Origin of the sequence: Streptomyces antibioticus, from assembly GCF_002019855.1 — a bacterium.
Lineage (GTDB): Bacteria > Actinomycetota > Actinomycetes > Streptomycetales > Streptomycetaceae > Streptomyces > Streptomyces antibioticus_B.
Window position 1 is genome coordinate 5,652,051 of sequence record NZ_CM007717.1, and the last position, 17,549, is coordinate 5,669,599.

Below are 17,549 nucleotides of genomic sequence, written 5' to 3' on the forward strand. Positions count from 1 at the left end.
CCGAGTAAAGGGTGAGTAAGTTGCATAGGTGTGGGCCCGCGATCTCGGGGGGCCACTCACGGTCCACGAACACGCGGGCCTGACGGATCAACAGCGACTTTCGAGGTGCGCACCTTGGCTTTCCAGATGCCGGACCGCGGCGGAGGCCCGACAGGGCCGCGGATCAGAGTGGGCCGCCCGTCCCGGCGGGTCAGGACCCTGCTGACGACACTGGGCGTCCTTGCCGTTCTCGGCATGGCGTTCACCATGTTCGCCGGGTTCTGGACGGACTGGCTCTGGTACCGCTCGGTCAACTACTCGTCGGTGTTCACCACCACCCTGTGGACCAAGATCGGGCTGTTCTCCGTCTTCGGTCTGCTGATGGCCCTCGCGGTCGGCTTCAACATCTGGCTGGCCCACCGGCTGCGGCCGCCGCTGAGCGCGATGTCCGTGGAGCAGCAGAGCCTGGACCGCTACCGCATGGGCATCGCGCCCTACAAGCGGTGGCTGCTGTTCGGCATCACGGCCCTGGTGGGTCTGATCGCCGGCGCCTCGGCGGCCGGCCAGTGGCGGACCTGGCTGATGTGGGTCAACGGCGTGTCCTTCGGCCAGAAGGACCCCCAGTTCCACCTCGACGTGTCGTTCTTCGCGTTCGACCTGCCCTGGTACCGGTTCCTGCTCGGCTTCGGCTTCGCCGCCACGATCCTCTCCCTGATCGCCGCCGCGCTCACCCACTACCTGTACGGCGGGCTGCGCGTCACCAGCCCCGGCGCGCGCGCCACGGCCGCCGCCACCGGGCATCTGTCGGTGCTGCTGGGCATCTTCGTCGCGCTGAAGGCGGTCGCCTACTGGCTCGACCGCTACGGCCTCGCGGTGAAGTCCAGCGACTTCAAGGCCACGGACAACTGGACGGGCCTGCGGTACGTCGACGCCAACGCGTATCTGCCGGCCAAGACGATCCTGTTCTGCATCGCCGTCATCTGCGCCCTGCTGTTCTTCGCCACCCTGTGGCGGCGCACCTGGCAGCTCCCGGTGATCGGCTTCGGTCTGATGGTCCTGTCGGCCATCCTCATCGGCGGCCTGTACCCGGCGATCGTCCAGAAGTTCCAGGTCCAGCCGAACGAGCAGGCCAAGGAAGCGCCGTACGTCGAGAAGAACCTCAAGGCGACCCGCGAGGCGTACGGCATCTCCGGCACCCAGGTGACCGAGTACTCGGGCACCAGCCCCACCGAGGACAAGACGAAGCTGCGGGACGACGTCGACGCCACCGCCAGCATCCGGGTCCTCGACCCGAACATCGTCTCGCCGACGTTCCAGCAGCTCCAGCAGATGCGGAAGTACTACGCCTTCCCGACCAACCTGGACGTCGACCGCTACACCGTGGACGGCTCCGACCAGGACACGGTCATCGGTCTGCGCGAGCTGAACCTCGCCGGGGTCGACAAGCAGAACTGGATCAACAACCACTTCCGCTACACCCACGGCTACGGCGTGGTCGCCGCCAAGGGCACCACCGCCGACTCCGAGGGCCGGCCGGCCTTCACCGAGTCCGACCTGCCGTCCCAGGGCGTCCTCGGGGACTACGAGCAGCGGATCTACTACGGCGAGAAGACCACGTCGTACTCGATCGTCGGCGGTCCCCAGAAGGAGATCGACTACTCCGACGACGACGGCGAGAAGACCACCAGCTACACCGGCAAGAGCGGGGTCAACCTCTCCAACCCGCTCAACCGGGCGGCGTACGCGGTGTCGTTCGGTGAGCCGCAGATCCTCTACTCCGGTGCCATCGGCGACGGTTCGCGGATCCTCTACAACCGCACGCCGAAGGAGCGCGTCGAGGCGGTCGCCCCGTGGCTGACCATCGACGGCGACGCCTACCCGGCCGTGGTCGACGGCAAGATCCAGTGGATCGTCGACGCGTACACGACGACGAACGGCTATCCGTACGCGTCCCGTACGACGCTCGGTGACACCACGGCCGACTCGCTGACGGCGACGAACGACAACCGCGCGGTGGTGGCCCAGCAGAACCAGGTCAACTACATCCGCAACTCGGTGAAGGCGACCGTCGACGCGTACACGGGTCAGGTCAAGCTCTACCAGTGGGACACCGAGGACCCGGTCCTGAAGACCTGGATGAAGGCGTTCCCGGGCACGGTGAAGGCCAAGAGCACCATCTCGGACGCGCTGATGGCCCATCTCCGGTACCCGCAGGACCTGTTCAAGGTCCAGCGTGAACTCCTCACCCGCTACCACGTGAAGGACGCCACGACGTTCCTCAGCGGCAGCGAGGTGTGGCAGGTGCCGGACGACCCGACCAACAAGTCGGGCGACGCGGTGCCGCCGTACTACCTGAGCATGAAGATGCCCGACCAGAAGGCGCAGGCGTTCTCGCTGACGACGACCTTCACGCCCAACGGCCGGGACAACCTCAGCGCGTTCATGGCGGTCGACTCCGAGGCGGGCACCCCCGGCTACGGCAAGATCAGAGTGCTGAAACTGCCGACGAGCACGACGGTCGACGGACCCAAGCAGGTCCAGAGCCAGTTCAACTCCGAACAGGCGATCGCCGAGTCGATCAGGCTGCTGAGAGGCGGCGACTCGGAGGTCGAGTACGGCAACCTGCTGACGGTGCCGCTCGACGGCGGACTGCTCTACGTGGAGCCGGTCTACGTCCGCGGTGGCGGACTCCAGTACCCGCTGCTGCGCAAGGTCCTGGTGACGTACGGCGGCAACACCGCCTTCGAGGACACCCTGGACCAGGCCCTCGACAAGGTCTTCGGCGCGACGGCCACGACCCCGACGCCGCCCGAGGACGACGGCGGGACCACCACGCCACCGCCGCCGGCCACCGAGAACCCGACGGTCCAGGAGGCGCTGGACGACGCGCAGAAGGCGTTCACCGCCGGCCAGGAAGCCCTGAAGAAGGGTGACTGGGAGGCGTACGGCAAGGCGCAGGACGACCTGGAGGCCGCGCTCAAGCGGGCCGAGGACGCCCAGGCGGCCGCCGGGAAGAACGGCGACAAGGCCACGAGCAGCCCGAGCCCGGCCGCGACTCCGAGCGCGAGTCCGAGCAAGTCCGCAGGTCCGACGGCCGCTCCGAGTCCCACCAAGGCGGCCGCCGACGGGTGATCAAGCCCGCCCCGCGTCGTGGTACGGTTGTTTCACACGACGCGGGGTGGAGCAGCTCGGTAGCTCGCTGGGCTCATAACCCAGAGGTCGCAGGTTCAAATCCTGTCCCCGCTACTGAAGACGAAGGCCCGGATCCAGACATGGATCCGGGCCTTCGTGGTGTGTGAGGGCGAACGCATGTGCCGCGTCCCGGGACCGCCGCGCCGCTGTGGGGAGTTGAGGGAGTTGTGTTTGACTTGTCTCTCTGTGGGCATGTCGACAAAACGCTGAAGTGACCTCACGGGCTGCGGTATACCAGGTGTACCCGGGTTGCAGGTGGTGCGACGATGGACGTTATGGGGGACAAGGCAACTCTGTTCGAGACAGGGCGGTTTGTGCAGCCTTCCGATCGGGAAGCGATCCCGGCCCCGGACCAGGGCCGGGACAGGACGGTGGAATCCGTCGAGACGGCGGAGTCCGTCGACATGGTCGAGACGGCCGTGTCCGTCGAGTCGCTCGACACGGGGGAGGCCGTCGAGGAGATGCGGCTGCGGCTCGCGGCCGGGTCCGGCGACGCCGAGGCGACCAGCGTCCTCGGCGCCATGCTGCTGCGCCGCGGCGACCTCGACGGAGCCGAGCCCCATCTGCGCGCCGGTGCCGCGGCCGGTGACCGTGCCGCGGCCAACAACCTGGGCGTCCTGCTGCACCAGCGCGGCTACCCCGAGGAGGCCGCCGGCTGGTGGCGGGTCGCCGCCGTCGCCGGGTCCGCCGCGGCCGCGCACGCCCTCGGCCGCCACCACCGTGAGCGCGGCGACGAACCCGCCGCCGAGTACTGGCTGCGCCAGTCCGCCGAGCAGGGCCACGCGCTGGGCGCGTACGCCCTCGCCGACCTGCTGGAGCACCGCGGCGACGCGGGCGCCGAGCACTGGATGCGGGCCGCCGCCGAACGCGGCCACCGCGAGGCGGCGTACCGGCTGGCCCGCGCCCTCGAACACCAGGACGCGCCGGACGGCCCGGACCGCACGGACGGCGGCCCGGAGCCCCGGGTCGCCGCGCTGCTCGGAGCCGCGTCCGACAACGGTGTCTCGCGGCAGGCGGAGGCCGAGCAGTGGTACCGGCAGGCCGCCGCGCGCGGGCACCGGCGTGCCGCGCTGCACCTCGGCGCGATCCTGGAGCGGCGTGGCGACCTCAAGGAGGCCGGCCGCTGGTATCTGACCTCGGCCAAGGACGGCGAGCCGCGGGCCGCCTGCGCCCTCGGCTTCCTGCTGCGCGACGCCGGCGACACCGAGAACGCCGCGATCTGGTGGCTGCGGGCCGCCCAGGACGGCGACGGCAACGCGGCCAACGCGCTGGGCGCGCTGCACGCCGAGCGCGGCCAGACCCAGACCGCCGAGCGCTGGTACCGGGCCGCGATGGACGCCGGTGACGACAACGGCGCCTACAACCTCGGGCTGCTCTGCGCCGAACAGGGCCGCACCGCGCAGGCCGAGCAGTGGTACCGGCGCGCCGCCTACGCCGGACACCGGGAGGCCGCCAACGCGCTCGCCGTCCTGCTGCTCCAGGTCGGGGACACCGCCGGGGCCGAACCGTGGTTCTCCAAGGCGGCGGAGGCGGGCAGCGTCGACGCCGCGTTCAACCTGGGGATCCTGTTCGCCGGGCGGGGCGAGGAGGCCGTGGCGCTGCCCTGGTACGAGCGGGCGGCCGCGGCCGGGCACACCGAGGCGGCGCTCCAGGTCGGCATCGCCCTGCTGCGGGACGGCGACGAGCGCGAGGCCGAACGGCATCTGCGGTGCGCGGCGGGCGGCGGCAGCGCGGAGGCGGCGTACCGGCTCGCGGCCGTGCTCGACGCGCGCCGTCCGCCGCAGCCCGCGCACGAGCTGGGCGAGATCGTGCACGAGAAGACCGAGTGCGAGGAGTGGTACGAGCGGGCCGCCACCCAGGGCCACCGGCGTGCCCAGGTGCGGGTCGGCATGCTGGCCGCGGCCCGGGGCGACGTCGTCGAGGCGGCGCGCTGGTACCGGACGGCCGCCGAGGCCGGATCGCGCAACGGCGCCTTCAACCTGGGGCTGCTCCTCGCCCGGGAGGGCAGCGAGCCCGAGGCGGTCGTGTGGTGGACCCGGGCCGCCGACGACGGGCACGGGCGGGCGGCGCTGCGGCTCGCCCTCGTCTACGCGCGCCGCGGTGAACTGGCCGAGGGACAGCGCTGGGCGGACCGGGCGGTGTCCCTGGGGCCCGCCGAGGTCTCCGAGCGGGCGGAGCGGCTCCGGGACGCGCTCCGGGAAGAGCTGTCGGCGTGACATCGGAAAGCGATTTGCTTCTGCGCTCCTCCCTCACGTAACGTTGCATTCAACGACGCGGGGTGGAGCAGCTCGGTAGCTCGCTGGGCTCATAACCCAGAGGTCGCAGGTTCAAATCCTGTCCCCGCTACTGAAGGCCGAGGGCCGGAATCCGACAAGGATTCCGGCCCTCGGTGTTTGTCCTCCGATGAAGAACGAAGAAAACGAAGAAAAACTACGCGGCCGCGCAGTTCGGGCACGTGCCGCGGTACGTCACCTCGACGCCCGAGACGGAGAAGCCGAAGCGCTCCGAGGCCGGGAGGTCCGCCAGCGGATCGCCGGTCGGGTGGACGTCACGGATCGCGCCGCACTGGGCGCACACCAGGTGGTGGTGCGGGCGGTGCGCGTTGGGGTCGTACCGCTTGGCGCGCCGGTCGGTGGCCACTTCGAGCACCTCGCCCAGCGAGACCAGCTCACCGAGCGTGTTGTAGACCGTCGCCCGGGAGATCTCGGGCAGCTTGGCGACCGCCCTGGAATGCACCTCGTCGGCCGTCAGATGGACGTGCTCGCCGTCGAGGACCTCGGCCACGACGCGTCGCTGCGCGGTCATCCGCCAGCCGCGTCCGCGCAGGCGTTCCAGAAGGTCACTCATGCGCACCAGCCTAACAGCAGGGGGAACAGATCCCGATCGGGTGTGACTTTGGAGCCGGGCTCGAGTTGGACAGTGTCCATTGTAGGATCGCCGCCCGGCTCGGGCCAAGGTCACACCCGACGGCCGTCAGGCGGGGACGTGCTGTCGGACCGGTGCCCAGCAGCGGATGATGTCGCGGACCGAGACGATCCCGGCCGGCTCGCCCCTGTCGAGGACGATCAGATGGCGGAAGCCGCCGTGGGCCATGGCGTTCGCCGCTTCCTCCAGGGTCCAGGTCGGGGCGGCGAAGACCACGTCGTTGGTGGTGTGGGCGTGGGTGCGTTCGGAGTCCGGGTTCTGGCCCAGGCCGACGGAGTTGAGGATGTCCCGCTCGGTGAGGATGCCGATGCCGCCGGCGTCCGGGTCGAGGACGACGGCGGCGCCGACCCGGCGTGCGGCCATCAGGGCTGCGGCCTGACGGAGGGTGTGGGTGGGGCCGATGGTGAGGACCACTGTGCTCATGGCGTCGCGGACGAGCATGGGCTGGAGCACCTCCTAGGGGATCCATGAGGGCCAATCCGGAGGGACTAGTTCATGGATTCACAAGTTCACAAGTGGCGGTGCTGTCAGCGTCCCAGGTAAAGCGAGGGTCAACAAGAGGGCGCGCGCGGCCAATTGAGGGCGCGCGCGCTCATCTGTCGGGATCGGGTGCGCCCGCTGCCGGGATCGGTCGCGCCCGCTGCCGGGGTCAGTCGCCCCCGTCGAGATACCCCAGCAGCTCGCCGTGGAGCAGTCCGTTGGACGCGGCCGCGTCCCCGCTGTGCGGGCCCGGACGGCCGTCGAGGCCGGTGAAGGTACCGCCCGCCTCCGTCACCACGATCGCGTTGGCCGCCATGTCCCACAGCGACAGCTCCGGCTCGGCGCACAGGTCGATCGCGCCCTCGGCGACCAGCATGTACGGCCAGAAGTCGCCGTACGCGCGCGTGCGCCACACCTCGCGGGTCAGGTCGAGGAAGGCGGGCAGCCGGCCGCGCTCCTCCCAGCCGGAGAGCGAGGAGTACGCGAACGAGGCGTCGGAGAGCTTGGAGACCCGCGAGACGTGCAGCCGGGTCGCGGCGGACAGACTGCGCCCGGTGTAGGCGCCGTGGCCCTTCGCCGCCCACCAGCGGCGGCCCAGGGCCGGGGCCGAGACCACGCCGACGACCGGCTGGTAGCCGCCCTCGCCGGCCTCCATCAGGGAGATCAGGGTCGCCCACACCGGGACGCCGCGCACATAGTTCTTGGTGCCGTCGATCGGGTCGATCACCCAGCGGCGCGGACCCGTGCCCTCCAGGCCGTACTCCTCGCCGAGGATCGCGTCCCGGGGGCGGGCGCGCTGGAGCTGACCGCGGATCAGTTCCTCGGCGGCCTTGTCGGCCTCGCTCACCGGTGTCATGTCCGGTTTGGTCTCGACCTTGAGGTCGAGCGCCTTGAAACGGTCCATGGTCGCGGCGTCGGCGGCGTCCGCGAGGACGTGCGCGAGACGGAGATCGTCGAGGTAGTCCGGCATGGGACGAACCGTATCCGGCGGCGGACGGACGGGGCCACAGGGGACCGCGGTGCGGACGGCGGGCGTGGCCGACGGCTGCCGCGCACCCTTGACAGTGCCCCCGTCCGCGTCAAACCTGACACCAAGCCGCTCGCCCCAGGGAGGCGATGATGCCTGCAGCGCGGGAATCCCTACTGGACGCCGCCTTCGCGGCGCTTGCCCGGCGGCCCTGGTCGGCGGTGCGGATGGTGGACGTCGCCGCGACGGCCGGGGTGTCCCGGCAGACCCTCTACAACGAGTTCGGCAGCAAGGAGGGCCTGGCCCGCGCGCTGGTGCGGCGGGAGGCGGACGGCTATCTCGCGGGCGCCGAGCGGGCGCTCGCCATGCCCGGCGACGTGCGCGAACGGCTGACCGCCACCGCCCGCTGGACCGTCTGCGCGGCCCGTGACAACGCGCTGGTCCGGGCCGTGCTCACCGGCTGCTGGAGCGAGCGCCTGCCGTCCCCGACGCTGTCGGCGGTGCCGTCGTCCTCCGCCGTCCCGGCGCAGCGGCGGGCGGACGGTCCGCTGCCGTCGCCCGGCGACCTCATGGCGGCCGTCCGCGACCGGGCCGTGGCCGCGCTGGGCGGTCCCGGCGCGGCCCGCGCGGACATGGCCGAACTGGCCCGCTCCTGCGAACTCGCCGTCCGCCTCGCCCTCTCCTGCGTCGCCGCGCCCCCGCCCGGTGACGAGGACGGGGTGGCGGAGCTGGTGCGAGGCGCCCTGCAACGGCAGGGCTAGAACTCCATGGCAGGACCTAGTGCGCCGAGCCCGAGAGCTGGAGGCCGATCACTCCCATGATCACCAGGCTGATCGAGACGATCTTCAGGACGGAGACCAGGTCGCCGAGGAAGATCATGCCGTAGATCGCGGTGCCCGCCGCGCCGATGCCGGTCCACACCGCGTACGCGGGGCCGACGTCGAGCTTCTTCAGGGACAGGGTCAGCAGGCCGAAGCTGCCGAGCGCGAAGACGCAGAACGCGATCGTCGGCCAGAGCCGAGTGAAGCCGTGCGACAGCTTCAGGCAGACGGCGAAGCCGGTCTCGAGCAGTCCCGCGACGATGACCAGCAGCCACGCCATGTGCTGTCCTCCCGTTGTGCGGCTCGGTGCGATTATGCACTTACCGGCCGCACCCACCCACAAACAACGCGGACGCCCGCACTTTCGTCAGTCCCCGTCCCGGCGTTCCCGCGTGGCCAGCAGCCGGCGCAGCGAGTACAGCCGGGCCGGGTCCGCGTGGCCCTCGGCCACCCAGGCGTCCAGCGCGCAGTCCGGTTCGTCGTGACTGCACGCGCGCGGACAGCCCTCGGTCCCCGGCTCCAGGTCGGGGAAGGCGTGGATCACCCGGGACGGATCGATGTGCGCGAGGCCGAACGACCGTACGCCCGGAGTGTCGATCACCCAGTCGTCGGTGCCGGCCAGCGGCAGGGCGAGCGCCGAGGTCGTGGTGTGCCGGCCCCGGCCCGTCACCGCGTTGACATGACCCGTCAGCCGGCGCCGCTCCTCGGGGACCAGCGCGTTGACGAGGGTCGTCTTGCCCACGCCCGAGTGGCCGACGAACGCCGTGATCCGCCCGGCCAGATGCTCGCGCACCCGGTCCGCCGCGTCGCCGTTCTCCAGCTCCTCGCGGCTGGTGACGACGTACGGGATGTCCAGGTGGCCGTACAGCTCCAGCAGTTCGTCCGCCGACGCCAGGTCCGACTTCGTCATGACCAGCAGCGGGGTCAGGCCGCCGTCGAACGCCGCGACCAGACAGCGGTCGATCAGACGCGGCCGGGGCTCGGGGTCGGCGAGGGCGGTGACGACGGCGAGCTGGTCGGCGTTGGCGACCACCACGCGCTCGTAGGGGTCGTCGTCGTCCGCGGTGCGGCGCAGCACCGAGGTGCGCTCCTCGATGCGGACGATCCGGGCGAGGCTGTCCTTCTTGCCGGACAGATCACCCACGATGGCCACCCGGTCGCCGACGATCGCCGCCTTGCGGCCCAGCTCACGGGCCTTCATCGCCATCACGATCCGGTCGTCGACCAGACAGGTCAGCCGGCCCCGGTCGACGGTGAGGACCATGCCCTCGGCGGCGTCCTCGTGCTTGGGGCGGATATGGGTGCGCGGCCGGTTGCCCTTGCGGTTGGGGCGGCTGCGGATGTCGTCCTCGTCGGTGTGCTTGCCGTAGCGGCGCATGGCGAACGTCCCTAGATCCCGAGCATCCCGGTCCACAGGTCGGGGAAGTCGGGCAGCGTCTTCGCCGTCGTCGCCACGTTCTCGACCTGTACGCCCTCCACGGCCAGGCCGATGATCGCGCCCGCCGTCGCCATGCGGTGGTCGTCGTAGGTGTGGAAGATCCCGCCGTGCAGCCGGCGCGGGCGGATGTGCAGGCCGTCGGCCGTCTCCGTCACGTCACCGCCCAGTTCGTTGATCTCCTTGGTGAGCGCCGCCAGCCGGTCCGTCTCGTGCAGCCGCAGATGCGCCACGCCCCGCAGGGTGGACGGCGAGTCCGCGAGGGCGGCGACGGCCGCGATGCCCGGGGTCAGCTCGCCGACGTCGCCCAGGTCGACGTCGACCCCGTGGACCGAGCCCGAGCCGGTGAAGACCAGGCCGAGATCGGTCAGCTCGCAGGAACCGCCCATCTCGGTGAAGATCTCGCGCAGCCGGTCACCCGGCTGGGTGGTGCGGGCCGGCCAGTCCGGGACCGTCACCCGGCCGCCGGTCACCAGCGCGGCGGCCAGGAACGGCTGCGCGTTGGACAGGTCCGGCTCGATCGTCAGGTCCCGGCCCAGCAGCGCGCCCGGCGTGACCCGCCAGACGTTCGGCTCGCCGCCCGACTCCGGGGTGTCGACCTGGGCGCCGACCGCGCGCAGCATGTCCACGGTCATCCGGATGTGCGGCACCGAGGGCAGGGTGGCGCCCGTGTGACGGACCTCCACGCCCTGGTTGAAGCGCGGCCCGGACAGCAGCAGCGCCGACACGAACTGCGACGACGACGAGGCGTCGATCTCCACCGGGCCGCCGTCCAGCGCGCCCCCGCCGTGCACGGTCAGGGGCAGCGCGCCCCGGCCGTCGTCGTCGATCCGGGCGCCCAGGACCCGCAGCGCGTCGATGACGCCGTGCAGGGGACGCTCGTAGGAGCGCGGGTCGCCGTCGAACCGGACCGGGCCGTCGGCGAGCGCCGCGACCGGCGGCAGGAACCGCATGACCGTGCCCGCGTTGCCCACGTCGACCGTGGCCGGGCCGCGCAGCCCCGCCGGCAGCACGCGCCACGCCTCGCCGGTGCCGTCGGGACCGACGCCCTCCTCGATGCCGATGCCCATCGCGCGCAGGGCCTCCGCCATCAGCAGCGTGTCGCGGGAGCGCAGCGGGCGGCGCAGCCAGCCGGGCTCGGAGGCGAGGGCGGCGAGGACGAGGGAGCGGTTGGTGACCGACTTCGACCCCGGCACATGGACCGTCGCGTCGACGGCCCCGCTCGCGGTGGGGGCGGGCCAGAGGGCGGTGTGGGCGGGGTTCACGGGCATGCGTTCACTGTAGTCGGCGGGGGACGACCGGGCTGCGGCGCGTGAGGCCGTCAGGGGCGTTCCCACGCCTCACAGCCGCAGCAGCCACCGCCCGCCGCCCATCAGCGAGCACAGGCTCACCGCGTGGAAGAGGAACAGCCACAGCCCCGCCGGTACGTGCGTCAGCCGGGACAGTTGGTCCGCGTCCGAGTCGCCCGCCCCGCCGCGGGTCCGCTTGAGCTGGAGTTCGAAGGCCGGGCGCACCCCGCCCAGCAGCAGGAACCACACCACCGCGTACGCGAACGCCGCCTGCACCTGGGGACCCGCCAGCCAGGACACCAGCAGGAACGTCCCGCCGGTGAGCACCACCGTGAGCGCCCCGTACGCGTTGCGGATCATCACCAGCATCGCCGCCAGCAGGGCCGTGGCCAGCCACAGCAGCAGGGTGATGCGGCCGGCGCCGAGCAGGGCCGCGCCGCCCAGGCCGAGCAGCGGGGGAGCGGTGTAGCCTGCCGCCGCCGTGAGGATCATGCCGAGGCCGTACGGCCTGCCCCGGCTGACGGTCAGCCCGCTGGTGTCGGAGTGCAGCCGGATGCCGGTGAGCTGCCGTCCGGTGAGCAGGGCGACCAGGCCGTGCCCGCCCTCGTGGGCGATGGTGATGGCGTTGCGGGATATCCGCCACAGCGTGTGCGGGACCACCACGGCGAGCGCGGCGACCGCGGTGGCGATCACCACCCACAGGTCGGGGTCGGTCTGGGTGCCGACGAGACGGTCCCACAGGTCGGGCAGCGCAAGGGCGGCGGTGCTCTCCATGTTCGGTGGTGGCTCCCTCTCGGCGTATCGGATCTGGCAGTGTGGCACGCATGTGCGGACGGTATGCAGCGAGTCGCAGGCCCGAGGATCTCGCAGGAGTCTTTGAGATCGAGAAGTGGGAGCCGGAGGAGACTCTGGAGCCGGATTACAACGTGGCGCCGACCAAGGAGGTCTACGCCGTCCTCGACCGTCCGGTGAAAGACGCCGCCGATCCGCGCCCGGTTCGCCAGCTCCGCAAGCTGAAGTGGGGGCTGGTGCCGTCCTGGGCCAAGTCGCCCGAGGGCGCCGCCCGGATGATCAACGCGCGCGCGGAGACCGTGCACGAGAAGCCGTCGTACCGCCGGGCCTTCTCCTCCCGGCGCTGCATCCTGCCCGCCGACGGCTACTACGAGTGGGTCACGGCCAAGGAGGAGCGGGAGCTGGAGGTCGAGGGGAAGCGGAAGCGCCCCCGCAAGCAGCCCTACTTCGTGCTGCCCGCCGACGGCTCGGTGTTCGCGATGGCCGGGCTCTACGAGTTCTGGCGGGACCGGACCCTGCCCGACGACCATCCGCTGGCCTGGTGGGTGACCTGCTCGGTGATCACCACCGAGGCGGAGACCTCGCCCCTCGCGGTCGCCCCCGCCGACGGCCCCCACGCCCTCGCCGACATCCACCCCCGGATGCCGCTGATGCTCACCCCGGACCGCTGGGACGCCTGGCTGGACCCGGCCCGCACCGACCCGGACGAGCTGCGCTCCCTCCTGGAGCCGCCGCCGGCCGGTCTGATGCGCGCCTACCCGGTGTCGACGGCCGTCAGCAACGTCCGCAACGCCGGTCCGGAGCTGCTGAAGGAGCTGGAGGGCCCGGAGGAGGGCACACTCTTCTGACGTGACCACCGTGACCGCACAGACCGTCCCCACCGACGCGGGCGACGCCCGTGTCACCTGGCATCCGGCCGCCCGGCCGCGCTTCGTCCTCGCCCTCGGCCACGGCGCCGGCGGCGGCATCGAGGCCCGCGACCTCCAGGCGCTGGCCCGTGTCCTGCCCGGCCACGGCGTCACCGTCGCCCTGGTCGAGCAGCCCTGGCGGGTGGCCGGCCGCAAGGTGGCACCGGCGCCGAAGACGCTGGACACCGGCTGGCGCGGGATCTGGCCGGCCGTCGCCGAGCCCGGGCTGCCGGTGATCTCCGGCGGCCGGTCGGCCGGGGCGCGGGTGGCCTGCCGTACCGCCGGGGAACTCGGCGCGCACGCCGTCCTCGCGCTCGGCTTCCCGCTGCATCCCCCGGGCCGCCCCGAGAAGTCCCGCGCCGCCGAACTGCTCGGCGCCGGGGTGCCCACGCTCGTCGTCCAGGGCGGCAACGACACCTTCGGCCGGCCCGCGGAGTTCCCCGAGGGCGGGGAGTACGACCTGGTGGAGGTGCCGTGGGGCGACCACGGCCTCGCCGTGCCCAAGCGGGCCGGGATCGGGCAGGAGGAGGCCCTGGAGATCGTCACGTCCGCCGTCGTGCGCTGGACCGCGTCGCTCGGGTAAAGGTTGGGGAATGTCGAGGCCCCCCTCTCTGTTGTGCGGATCAGAGGCGCCGGACACCCGGCACCGACGATGTGGGAGAGGAAGTCCGCCGCATGGGTTCGACCATCTGCCCGAGCCGCAGCAGCCGTACCGACCTGGACTGGACGGTGCTGCACGCGGCCCGGACCACCCCTGTTCGAGGGGCGGCCGGTACGGGTAGTCGTCTATCCTCCGATTCGAGTGGGACCGGTTTCGGTTCTGCCCGCGATCTTGAGGAGGTGGGTCCGGTCACCGGTACCGACGCAGGGACCGACAACGGCCAGGCGGAGCTGCCCGAGGGCCAGGGCACGCACGGCGCGAGCAGTTCGGAGTCGACCGCGCAGCGCAGCGCGCGCTTCGAGCGGGACGCGCTGGAGTTCCTCGACCAGATGTACTCGGCCGCGCTGCGCATGACGCGCAACCCGGCGGACGCGGAAGACCTGGTGCAGGAGACCTACGCCAAGGCGTACGCGTCCTTCCACCAGTTCCGCGAGGGCACCAACCTCAAGGCGTGGCTGTACCGGATCCTCACCAACACGTTCATCAACTCCTACCGCAAGAAGCAGCGCGAACCCCAGCGCAGCGCGGCCGAGGAGATCGAGGACTGGCAGCTCGCCCGCGCCGAGTCGCACATGTCGACCGGTCTGCGCTCCGCCGAGTCGCAGGCGCTGGACCACCTGCCCGACTCGGACGTGAAGGAAGCCCTGCAGGCGATCCCCGAGGAGTTCCGCATCGCCGTGTATCTGGCGGATGTCGAGGGCTTTGCGTACAAGGAGATCGCGGACATCATGGGGACACCCATCGGTACGGTGATGTCCCGGCTGCACCGGGGCCGCCGTCAACTGCGCGGCATGCTCGAGGACTACGCGCGTGAGCGCGGACTGGTCCCGGCCGGCGCCGGAGAGTCGAACGAAGCGAAAGGCTCGGGCTCATGAGCTGCGGAGAGCCGCACGAGACGGATTGCAGCGAGGTTCTCGACCATCTCTACGAGTTCCTCGACAGCGAGATGCCGGAGGGGGACCGCGACAAGATCAAGGTCCACTTCGACGAGTGCTCGCCGTGTCTGGAGAAGTACGGCCTGGAGCAGGCCGTGAAGAAGCTGGTCAAGCGGTGCTGCGGACATGACGACGTGCCGACCGATCTGCGCGCCAAGGTCCTCGGCCGGCTCGACCTGATCCGCTCGGGACAGGCCGTGCCCGAGCACGACGTGACGGCCTCCCCGGCGGCTCCGGCCTCGTCGACGCCGACTCCCCAGGAGTCCTGAACCGGAGTCCTGAACCGCCGTCGTATCGGAACGGCCCTCGTATCACTCGAATGTGCTAATCGGCGGGTGATACGCCCGCACGACCGCCCCCGGCCGCCCTAGGCTCCTGAGCCCGGAACGGCACGGCTGGGGGAGGGCGCACATGCAGGCAGTACCGGCACGCGCGCGTGTCTACGCCGCCGCGGCCGTACTCGGCGCCCTGGTCTGCCTCGCCCCGCTCACCACCGTACGCACCCCCTGGTGGACCGTCGCGCTGCTCGCCGCCCTGTACGCCGGGGGCGAGCGGATCGCCCGGCGCCGGTTCGCGGGCACCTTCTCCACCGTGCTGCTGGCCGGCGCCTTTCTGCTGCCGGCCCCCGCCGCCGCCCTCGTCCCGCTGCCCGGCGCGCTGCTCTCGCACGTCGAGCAGGGCCCCGCCCCGCTGCGCCGGATCTGGCGCGCCGCCCAGTCCTCCCTCGCCGTGTGGGCCGCCGCCCGGGTGCACGGCGCGCTCGGCGGCCCCGAGGCCCTGCTCGGCGCCGCGCTGCCGTACGCGCTGCTCCCGGCGGGCGCGGCCGTCCTCGTCTACTGCGCCGCCCTCGCCCTGCTGGACGGCGGCATGCGCACGCTCACCGAGGGACTGCCCCCGCGCCGGATCTGCCGGAGCCTGTTCGTCCGCTCCCTCGCGCCGCTGGCCGTGCACGGCCTGGCCGGACTGATGACCGCCGTGCTCTGGCGCAGCCCCTACGGGCCGGTCTCCGCGCTGCTCGTGCTGTTCCCGGTGGGCGTCTCCTGGTGGGTGTTCGCCCAGTACCACCGCGAGCACGCCGCCCATCGCGCCACCATCAGGGCGCTGGTGCAGGCCGTCGACATCAAGGACGGGTACACGCGCGGGCACAGCGAGCGGGTCGGCCAGGCGTCCATGATGATCGCGCGCGAACTCGGCATGGACGAGGGGCGCGTCGAGGTGCTGCGGTTCGCCGGGATCCTGCACGACGTCGGCAAGCTCGGCGTCCCCACCCGGCTGCTCCGCAAGGACGGGCCGCTGACCCCCGAGGAACGCCGCGTGATCGAGCTGCACCCCGAGTACGGCCACGAGATCACCCGGGGCATCTCCTTCCTCGGCGAGGCCCGCTCGGCGATCCTCCACCACCACGAACGCATCGACGGCAGCGGCTACCCCTACGGCCTGGTGGGCAGTCAGATCCCGGAGCCCGCGCGGGTGGTGGCCGTCGCCGACGCCTTCGACGCCATGACGTCCAACCGCAGCTACAGCCGGGCGCGGCCGGTGGACCAGGCGCTGGCGGAGCTGCGGCGGTGCGCGGGGGCGCACTTCGACCCCCGGATGGTGACGGCCCTGGTGCGGGTGATCGGCCGCGAGGGCTGGCATCCGGTGGTCACGGCCGACGAGCCCGCGCCGGGCCTGCCCGCCCAGCCGTCGCCACCGGCGCAACCGTCGACGGATCAGGCCTCCGAGGTACGCCGATGACCTCCCGCCGCCCGCTGCTCGCCCTGCGGTCCGCCGCCGCCCTGCTCGCCGCGGGCTCCCTCCTCGTGACCCTGGCCGACGGCCTCGACGCCCGCCCGACCGCCCTCGCCTTCGGCGTCCTGGTGGCCGTCGGCGAGCTGATCCGCCCCGGCGCCCGGCTCGGTCCGGACCCGGCGACCCCGCACCTGACGGCCTCGCACGGGGCGCAGGGGACGACCGGGTCCGGGCTGCGCGAGGCCGCCCCGCTCGGCGCCGCCGGGGCCCTGTCGTACGCGCTGCTCGGGGAGCACGCCGGGCAGCCCACCCACCACGGGGTGGCGCAGGTGGTCTGTGTCGTGGCCGCCGCCGCGCTGCTGGGCAGCGTGCCGCGGCTGGCCCGGGGACAGGGGCCCGTCCTCGACCATCTGGTCCGGCGGATCCTGGCCGTCGGCTTCACCGCCGTGTGCTTCCAGCCGCTCTACCACCGGGGCTTCTTCGACGGCTGGAGCGGCCCGGCGTACGCGCTGCTGCTGCTCGCCCTGCTGGTGCTGACCGTGCTGTGCGACGCCGTGGTGGCCGCCGCGCTCGCGCACTCCGCGACCGGCTGGCCCTTCGGGCCGCTGCTCCGCGACGAGCTGCGGGCGGTGCCCGGGATCGGGTCCGCGGTGTGCGCGACGGGCGCGGTGATGGCGCTCGCGGTGGCCGTCGTCGGCCTATGGGCGCTGCCCGTGTTCTCGGTGCCGCTGCTGCTCACCCAGCTCTCCCTGCGCCGGTACGCGGCGGTGCGCGCCACCTACCGGCAGACCATCGCCTCCCTGGCCCGCGCCACCGAGATCGCCGGGTACACCCCGGCCGGGCACGCCCGCCGGGTCGCCGCGCTCGGCCAGGCCGTGGGCCGGGACCTGGGGCTGGCGGAGGCGGAGCTGACGGTCCTGGAGTACGCGGCCCTCATGCACGACATCGGCCAGCTCAGCCTGGTCGACCCGGTCCCGGCCGGCGCCACCGCCGACCTGCCCGCCGCCGAGCAGCGCCGGATCGCCCTGCTCGGCGGGGCCGTCGTACGCCGGACCGGGGCGGGCCCGCAGGTCGCCGCGGTCGTCGAGCGGCAGGCCGACCCCTATCCCGAGCAGCCGGTGGCCGCCCGGATCGTCCGGGTGGTCAACGCCTACGAGGAGAAGGTGCGCGACGCCGGTCCCGGCGGACCGCTCACCGCCCTGGAGGAGCTGCGCCTCGGCACCGGCGGCGCCTACGCCCCGGAGGTCGTGGAGGCGCTGGCCAGGGTGCTCGGGAACCGAGGGGGCGGCGGACAGCGCCCCGGACCGGGGGCCGGCGGGCGACGGGCCGGCCTGTCTGACCTTGGCCGGGGGTGGGTAACCCATGGGTAATGAGCGGCCTTCCAGCCACACGTGGTTGGATGCGAGGGAGAGAGTGTCCGGGGGCACTGGCCAG

The 17,549-nt window shown here is 72.4% G+C and carries 16 protein-coding genes and 2 tRNA genes; 11 read left to right on the top strand and 7 right to left on the bottom strand.

All coding sequences use genetic code 11. From position 1 onward, the window contains the following. Positions 1-126: 126 nt before the first annotated feature. The 4 genes from AFM16_RS25800 to AFM16_RS25815 all read left to right on the top strand — a co-directional run bounded on the left by AFM16_RS25800 (position 127) and on the right by AFM16_RS25815 (position 5,517). A complete protein-coding gene (locus AFM16_RS25800) occupies positions 127-3,111 on the top strand; it encodes a UPF0182 family membrane protein (RefSeq protein ID WP_078634754.1) in 2,985 nt (994 codons plus the stop codon). Between the two features lie 40 nt (positions 3,112-3,151). Further along, positions 3,152-3,225, top strand: a tRNA-Met gene (locus AFM16_RS25805). A 212-nt stretch (positions 3,226-3,437) separates the two neighbouring features. Beyond that, a complete protein-coding gene (locus AFM16_RS25810; RefSeq protein WP_179123311.1) occupies positions 3,438-5,387 on the top strand; it encodes a tetratricopeptide repeat protein in 1,950 nt (649 codons plus the stop codon). A gap of 56 nt (positions 5,388-5,443) precedes the next feature. Then, positions 5,444-5,517, top strand: a tRNA-Met gene (locus tag AFM16_RS25815). An 84-nt stretch (positions 5,518-5,601) separates the two neighbouring features. On the opposite strand, the gene AFM16_RS25820 is transcribed toward AFM16_RS25815, so the two are convergent. The 3 genes from AFM16_RS25820 to hisN form a co-directional block, all read right to left on the bottom strand. After that, positions 5,602-6,018: a Fur family transcriptional regulator gene (locus tag AFM16_RS25820; RefSeq protein ID WP_078634755.1), complete on the bottom strand. Its 417-nt coding sequence runs from the start codon at positions 6,016-6,018 to the stop codon at positions 5,602-5,604. 126 nt (positions 6,019-6,144) lie between these two features. Then, the gene (locus AFM16_RS25825) at positions 6,145-6,537 is read right to left on the bottom strand and encodes a CBS domain-containing protein (RefSeq protein WP_078634756.1); all 393 of its coding nucleotides are present in this window, start codon (positions 6,535-6,537) and stop codon (positions 6,145-6,147) included. A gap of 208 nt (positions 6,538-6,745) precedes the next feature. Beyond that, a complete protein-coding gene (gene hisN / locus AFM16_RS25830; protein ID WP_030784126.1) occupies positions 6,746-7,546 on the bottom strand; it encodes a histidinol-phosphatase in 801 nt (266 codons plus the stop codon). A gap of 146 nt (positions 7,547-7,692) precedes the next feature. On the opposite strand from hisN, the gene AFM16_RS25835 reads away from it, so the two are divergent. After that, entirely contained in the window at positions 7,693-8,304 is a 612-nt protein-coding gene (locus AFM16_RS25835) for a TetR/AcrR family transcriptional regulator (protein WP_030784129.1), read from the top strand. Between the two features lie 16 nt (positions 8,305-8,320). Here AFM16_RS25835 and AFM16_RS25840 read toward each other — a convergent pair whose 3' ends face one another. The 4 genes from AFM16_RS25840 to AFM16_RS25855 all read right to left on the bottom strand — a co-directional run bounded on the left by AFM16_RS25840 (position 8,321) and on the right by AFM16_RS25855 (position 11,862). After that, on the bottom strand, positions 8,321-8,644 hold the full coding sequence (locus tag AFM16_RS25840) for a DMT family transporter (protein WP_030784132.1): 324 nt from the start codon (positions 8,642-8,644) through the stop codon (positions 8,321-8,323). Between the two features lie 87 nt (positions 8,645-8,731). Next, entirely contained in the window at positions 8,732-9,742 is a 1,011-nt protein-coding gene (gene rsgA, locus AFM16_RS25845; RefSeq protein ID WP_030784135.1) for a ribosome small subunit-dependent GTPase A, read from the bottom strand. Between the two features lie 11 nt (positions 9,743-9,753). Further along, positions 9,754-11,070, bottom strand: coding sequence for a 3-phosphoshikimate 1-carboxyvinyltransferase (aroA, locus tag AFM16_RS25850; RefSeq protein ID WP_078634757.1), 1,317 nt, complete (start codon positions 11,068-11,070; stop codon positions 9,754-9,756). A gap of 69 nt (positions 11,071-11,139) precedes the next feature. Continuing rightward, the gene (locus AFM16_RS25855; protein WP_078634758.1) at positions 11,140-11,862 is read right to left on the bottom strand and encodes a M50 family metallopeptidase; all 723 of its coding nucleotides are present in this window, start codon (positions 11,860-11,862) and stop codon (positions 11,140-11,142) included. A gap of 50 nt (positions 11,863-11,912) precedes the next feature. On the opposite strand from AFM16_RS25855, the gene AFM16_RS25860 reads away from it, so the two are divergent. The 6 genes from AFM16_RS25860 (at position 11,913) to AFM16_RS25885 (ending at position 17,485) form a co-directional block, all read left to right on the top strand. Beyond that, on the top strand, positions 11,913-12,728 hold the full coding sequence (locus AFM16_RS25860; RefSeq protein ID WP_030784143.1) for an SOS response-associated peptidase: 816 nt from the start codon (positions 11,913-11,915) through the stop codon (positions 12,726-12,728). 1 nt (position 12,729) lies between these two features. Further along, positions 12,730-13,371, top strand: a complete 642-nt coding sequence (locus tag AFM16_RS25865) for an alpha/beta hydrolase family protein (RefSeq protein WP_370628066.1) — start codon at positions 12,730-12,732, stop codon at positions 13,369-13,371. Between the two features lie 257 nt (positions 13,372-13,628). Beyond that, entirely contained in the window at positions 13,629-14,324 is a 696-nt protein-coding gene (gene sigR / locus AFM16_RS25870; protein WP_030784149.1) for an RNA polymerase sigma factor SigR, read from the top strand. After that, positions 14,321-14,653 carry a mycothiol system anti-sigma-R factor gene (gene rsrA / locus AFM16_RS25875; RefSeq protein ID WP_030784151.1) on the top strand — a complete coding sequence of 111 codons (333 nt, stop codon included), beginning with the start codon at positions 14,321-14,323 and terminating at the stop codon, positions 14,651-14,653. The genes sigR and rsrA overlap by 4 nt, the downstream gene beginning before the upstream one ends. Before the next feature lie 142 nt (positions 14,654-14,795). Next, on the top strand, positions 14,796-16,121 hold the full coding sequence (locus AFM16_RS25880) for an HD-GYP domain-containing protein (RefSeq protein WP_078634760.1): 1,326 nt from the start codon (positions 14,796-14,798) through the stop codon (positions 16,119-16,121). Continuing rightward, positions 16,118-17,485, top strand: coding sequence for an HD-GYP domain-containing protein (locus tag AFM16_RS25885; protein ID WP_078634761.1), 1,368 nt, complete (start codon positions 16,118-16,120; stop codon positions 17,483-17,485). Before AFM16_RS25880 ends, AFM16_RS25885 begins: the two co-directional genes overlap by 4 nt. The last annotated feature ends 64 nt before the right edge of the window (positions 17,486-17,549 follow it).